At 44.3% G+C, this 5,638-nt stretch carries 4 protein-coding genes; 1 reads left to right on the top strand and 3 read right to left on the bottom strand.

Going from position 1 to position 5,638, the window contains the following annotated elements; translation table 11 throughout:
* Positions 1 to 508 precede the first annotated feature (508 nt).
* The 3 genes from gcvT to queA all read right to left on the bottom strand — a co-directional run bounded on the left by gcvT (position 509) and on the right by queA (position 4,913).
* Entirely contained in the window at positions 509 to 1,615 is a 1,107-nt protein-coding gene (gcvT, locus tag BGL89_RS20480) for a glycine cleavage system aminomethyltransferase GcvT (protein WP_286827378.1), read from the bottom strand.
* A gap of 328 nt (positions 1,616 to 1,943) precedes the next feature.
* The gene (locus BGL89_RS20475; RefSeq protein WP_286827377.1) at positions 1,944 to 3,653 is read right to left on the bottom strand and encodes a serine protease; all 1,710 of its coding nucleotides are present in this window, start codon (positions 3,651 to 3,653) and stop codon (positions 1,944 to 1,946) included.
* A 162-nt stretch (positions 3,654 to 3,815) separates the two neighbouring features.
* Positions 3,816 to 4,913, bottom strand: coding sequence for a tRNA preQ1(34) S-adenosylmethionine ribosyltransferase-isomerase QueA (gene queA, locus BGL89_RS20470; RefSeq protein WP_286827376.1), 1,098 nt, complete (start codon positions 4,911 to 4,913; stop codon positions 3,816 to 3,818).
* A 161-nt stretch (positions 4,914 to 5,074) separates the two neighbouring features.
* On the opposite strand from queA, the gene BGL89_RS20465 reads away from it, so the two are divergent.
* A complete protein-coding gene (locus tag BGL89_RS20465; protein ID WP_002733765.1) occupies positions 5,075 to 5,464 on the top strand; it encodes a hypothetical protein in 390 nt (129 codons plus the stop codon).
* Positions 5,465 to 5,638: the final 174 nt, after the last annotated feature.

Below are 5,638 nucleotides of genomic sequence, written 5' to 3'. Positions count from 1 at the left end.
TCATTGGCTCGGGCTACATCAAATGTTCCCAAAAAATATAGAAGAGCTAATGCAAATTAGCCGCTATCGGTTGAAGGATTACATCAAAGGGCAAAGAGCTATATCGCTTGCCCTATCTACCTTCTAGCTCGCTTGTCCCCCTCTCAGCCAATCAAGTTATAGGCCTCTGTTCTAAATTTTTGAAGTTCCAGAATGTTATTATTCATCTAAGGGAGTTTCTTTAATGCTTGTATTTTTTATTTTCTCCCTTTTTGTTATTCTCGCTTTATTAATATATGTAAACAACAGACTTCGACCGTTGAGATAGCGATCGCCTTTGAGCTTCGGCGATCGCCGCTTGGGTAAACATTTAGTCTAAACTCCAGTTATCAAGCAAGCTCTTTAACTGTTCCGTCACCCCTTGTCTGTCACCCCTTGAGGGTTTAAATACGTCTTAGCTTACTAAAATTCCCAATACGCAGTTTAAATGCAGTACAGCTTAACCGACTCCCTAACCCCCATCACCTTTTTACTTTTTACTTTTATAAAAAGGTTTTTTGACTACGGTAGCGGGGTAGGTGGTGCCGCGGATTTCCACTTCGATCGCCTGTCCGATCGAGGCGAAAGGTGTGGGAAGATAGGCTAAAGCGATCGCTGTGTTTAAAGTTGGTGATAAAGTGCCACTGGTGACTTTACCCACCGCTTCCCCAGCGAATACTACCGGATAATCGTGACGGGCGATATGTTTGCCGGACATCTGCAATCCCACCAAGCGCCGATTGACACCATTAAGTTTTTGGTCTTCAAGGACATTGCGACCGATAAAATCGCCTTTTTCTGGCAGATGAACCAACCAATTTAAGCCTGCCTCTAGGGGACTCGTGCTATCGTCGATATCCTGTCCATAAAGGGCTAAAGCTGCCTCTAAACGCAGGGTATCCCGCGCTCCTAAACCGCAGGGAGTCACCCCTAAATTTAAGAATTCCGTCCAAAGTTGCTGTCCGATTTCAGGAGGGGCCATAATTTCAAAGCCATCTTCTCCGGTGTAACCAGTTCTGGCGATAAAAACTTTTTCCCCGAAAAGCTGGCTTTCCCAGTGATTAAATAGGCCAAAATCGCTTAATTTTTCCCCAACCAAGGGCTGTAAAATTGTGGCTGCCTTGGGTCCTTGCAGGGCGATTAAGACCCTTTCTCGGGATAAATCCTTTAATTTGACCCCCGATCCCTCTAAATTGCCTAAAATCCATTCTCGATCTTTATCGGTGGTTGAGGCATTAACAATTAATACGCCTTGGCTTTCGCTTTGGTAGTAAAAGATAATATCATCGATGATACCACCGTCCGGGTTAAGTAAAACGCTATATTGTGCCTTTCCTGCGCTTAAACGGGCTAAATTAGAAGGAACTAGGGTTTGGAGAGATTGAACCAGATTATCTCCAGTTAAGATAAATTTGCCCATGTGGGAAATGTCAAACATCCCGACACCATTGCGGACAGCATTATGTTCGATTTTTAGGCCGCTAAACTGTATCGGCATCTCCCAACCCGCAAAAGGGGTAAATTTGCTGGTTTGTTGGGTAATTAGCTCGTATAAAGGGGTACGAATAGCGGGGGAAGTTGCTTCTTGGTTAGCCACGGTGATCTCGATCGAATGGTTTTCTGCCTAGAGTAGCATAGCAGTTATCATTTATCAGTGACCAGTTATCAGTTATCAGTGACCAGTAAACAGTGATCGATCACTATCCACTAACTAGGGTCTGCTGAAAAAGTTTTTCGGTGGGGGTTGGGGGTTGGGGGTTGGGGGTTGGGGTGTGGGGTGTGGGGTGTGGGGTTTTACTTTTCCCCCCAATCACTCCAAGGGTCGGCACTTTTTGAGGTCAAAAAAGTCTAAAAACCTTGTTGGATAAGGTTTTTAGATTTATTCAGCAAACCCTAACTACTATCCACTATCCACTGATAACTGACTACTGATTACTGATAACTGAAAAAGTTCCCCACTCCCTTAACCTTTCTCGCACCCTGTCAATGGGAATTGCGAAACCGCAGCCCAATTTAACGGCATTTTCTAGGGGTTTAGGAGTAGAGGGATTGGCACAAAATAAACTCGCTTGGGAAATCACTCCCACCACTTGATTTTTATCGTTTAAAACTGGACTTCCCGACTGTCCAGAAACGACAAACATGGATAAACTTAAGGATTTTTCTTCATTATCATTAACAGTGCCTTTGCTGACAGTCCAATCTTTTTGATTAAAAGGATTACCGATCGAGATTACTGATTGATTAGCGGCAATTGGTAGGGGTGCTAAAGCTAAAGGTTTTAAATCTGGGGGGGGATTTTTTACCTCTAATACTGCTAAATCGAGCCAGTCGTTAGGGGGGGTAGTGTGGAGAATTTTAGCTTTTGAACGCTTGGGAATTTTTCCCTTGGGTGGTTGGCTATAATACTCGACAAAAATGCGCGCCCCTGCATCGATTTCTTGACGGGAATTCGTCACCACATGGCGGTTAGTCACGATCCAAGCTGTGTCTTGATCTCGTTTTAATAACCAACCAGTGCCGATACCATTGTTATTTTTGCCACGAATGACAATTTTAACAATTGAGCGTTTTAAATTCACCAGAGGATCACTCTTAACACTGGGAATTATCTCTGGCATTTTTAATAATTCGGGATGATCATGAATTAATCGCCCCCGTTGGATTTCCTGTAAAATAAATCTAACTTCTGATAAATTGGGATCAATTTCTACGGCCTGCCGACACCAATTTAGACCCTCATCGATCTGACCGCTATTGATATAGGTATAACAGAGATTTTCGTAAATCTCGGCATTTTTGGGGCTAATTTGGCGCGCCTGTTGAAAAACTGCCATCGCTTCCCCTAGTTTTCCCTGTTCCGCTAAAGCTTTCCCTAAATAATTATAAATATCCCCATCTTTAGGGGCGTAAATTAAAGCCTGTCGATATATTTGCTCTGCTTGCTCCCATTTTCCCTGTTTTGCTAGGGTTTCTCCTAATTTTTTGTAGGTTTCACCCTGACTAGGTATCAATTCTAGAGCTTGCTGATAGGCATAACTGGCCTCTTGCCAGAGTTGCTGTTCACTATAGGCCTTTCCCAGATAAAAATAGGCTTTTCCCTGACTAGGATCGAGAAAAACCGCTGCTTGCAGAGCTTTCGCCGCCTCATCCCAACGTTGTAAACTATAGAGGGCTTTTCCTAGCTGAAATTGCGCTTTAAAAGTTGGTTTAATGATAATTGCTTTTTGGTAAGCCTCGATCGCCTCTGACCATTTTTCCTCTTGCGCGAAGATATCTCCCAAAGCCACTAAATAATTACTTTGGGAGGGTTCCATCGGTGGTTTATCATTAACGATAAAGGCATGATTATAGGCTTTTAAGGCTTCAGAATAACGTTTTTGACTTTGCAAGACCTGAGCGATTTTTATATGGGCTTGGCCCGAATTTTCGTCAAAAGATAAAACTGTTCGGTAAGCAGACAGAGCCGATTCCTTCTCCCCCGCGGCCAAAAGTTGATCGCCTTGCCAGAGATAAGCCAAGGCAATAAGATAAAAAATAGCAAAGGGAGCGGCGGCGATGAAGGCAATAATTACAAATATTTGCCAGGATTTGCCAGAATAGCGGCGACCGATTTTAAGATCTTTTCTTTTCATTTCTTGCTTAGGATAGACAACAGGCCAGAGGTGGTTCGATAATCGACCTAGACCAATTTAGATGCGCGGGCCGCTTACACATATTTTTGCTTTTCCTGTTGCCCTTTCCGCAGTTCTGCTCCTCCTTCTTTCTGGGGTTTGAAGGTAATTTTGTCCAACTACTTAGCGATTACTGCTGCGAGCGCTGGGTAGGATTAACATAGCATCACCGAAGGAATAGAAACGGAAACGCTCTTGGATAGCTTCTTGATACAATGCCAGTAGTCTTTCCCGTCCGATTAAGGCACTGACTAACATCATCAAACTGGACTTGGGTAGGTGAAAATTAGTGATCATGCCGTCGATAACCCGCCATTGATAACCCGGATAGACAAATAAATGCGTTTTTCCCTGAAAAGCGGTTAATTTCTCGCTCTTACTTTCTTTAATTGCCCCTTCCAAGGCGCGAGCTACCGTGGTTCCCACGGCGATAACCCGGCCACCTCTAGCCTTTGTTTGGGCGATTTTTTCGGCAGTTTCGGCGGAAATCTGCAAAAATTCTTGGTGCATTAGGTGTTCTGTAATATTTTCCACTTCCACGGGACGAAAGGTTCCCACTCCCACATGAAGGGTGACATAGGCGGTATCTATACCCTTCTGGGCGAGCTTATGGAATAATTCGGGAGTAAAATGTAATCCTGCCGTGGGAGCGGCCACAGAACCCTGTTTATCAGCGTAAACTGTTTGATAACGGTCTTCTTCCGCCTCTGATTCGGTGACGTAGGGGGGGAAAGGAATATGACCGTACTCCTCCAACATATCCCAAAAACTGCGCTGGGGATGACGTTGAAATTCCAGCAGACGACCACCGGTGTTCAGATCTCGATCGATTACTTTCGCTAACCATAATTTTTCTTGGTCTTCCGTCGGCCCTGTTTTCGGATAAAAAAGGACTTCTGAACCGACTTTAAAGCGTTTTCCCGGTTTCACCAGAGATAACCAACGATGGTCATCTTGTTCTTCTAATAGTAATATTTCTACGGGTGCGCCCGTGGTTTTACGTCCAAATAAACGGGCCGGAATCACGCAGGTATCGTTGAAAACCAGCAAATCCCCCGACTCTAACCAAGTGGGTAAATCCCGAAAAATAGCTAAATTATGACTATTGGGAGAATCTACCACCAAAAGACGGGAACTATCCCGGGTTTCGGCGGGATTTTGGGCAATTAACTCTGGAGGAAGGTGATAATCGTAGCTGGAGAGTAATTGGTCAGGGATCATCGTCATTATCATCATAAAGAGCTTCGCAAAAGTTGGGTAATCCTACCCAGGCGAACTTCACTAAATCGGGGATTTCTCCCCTTGGTACCTGGAACGGTTTATCGTCAGACTTAGAGATATAACACTAATCGTGACTATTAGCCAATAGCCCGGCGGCCACTATGGACTATCTCTATTTTCTTGCTAATGCTAGTTTAACGCTACGAGTCACCGAATACCTGCGCTCGATGACTCATCTGCCTTCCTCCGTCATGACGGTTATCCATCAGATTAACGGTTGGGTGGTCAAGGTAAAGTTTAATCAAATGCTGACTCCTTGCCAACACGGTGATTTTCGCGCCTACATGAATGAGTTAGGGATTCCCTATCAACCAGAAATGCGTCTCCAGATGGTTTTTTGGAGTTTGGAAACGGGACAATCTCCTATTGATGTCATGCGTCGTTATCAAGTGGCGATCGTGTCCCATGGTACCCCGGATCAGCAAGATATAGAGGCTTTTCGGCAACAATTTACTAAGGGTTTAGGATACTGTCCTGAAACTCTAGCCTAGGGTTTATTTTCTCTCGGGATGCTCTTCGAGGGCAACTACAGGACTTAAATCGTTGATGTGATCAATTAACTGATACAAGCGTCCTTGACACTCCCCGCTCTAAAGAGACGGGGATTCTTGGTTCACAGAGATTACTTGCTTAGACAGAATTGCTTCTGAAAAAGTAGAGGTATT

This window comes from Microcystis sp. LSC13-02, from assembly GCA_002282935.1.
Lineage (GTDB): Bacteria > Cyanobacteriota > Cyanobacteriia > Cyanobacteriales > Microcystaceae > Microcystis.
Note: the sequence above shows the minus strand (reverse complement) of the source record. Positions and strands in the feature narration are given on the sequence as shown.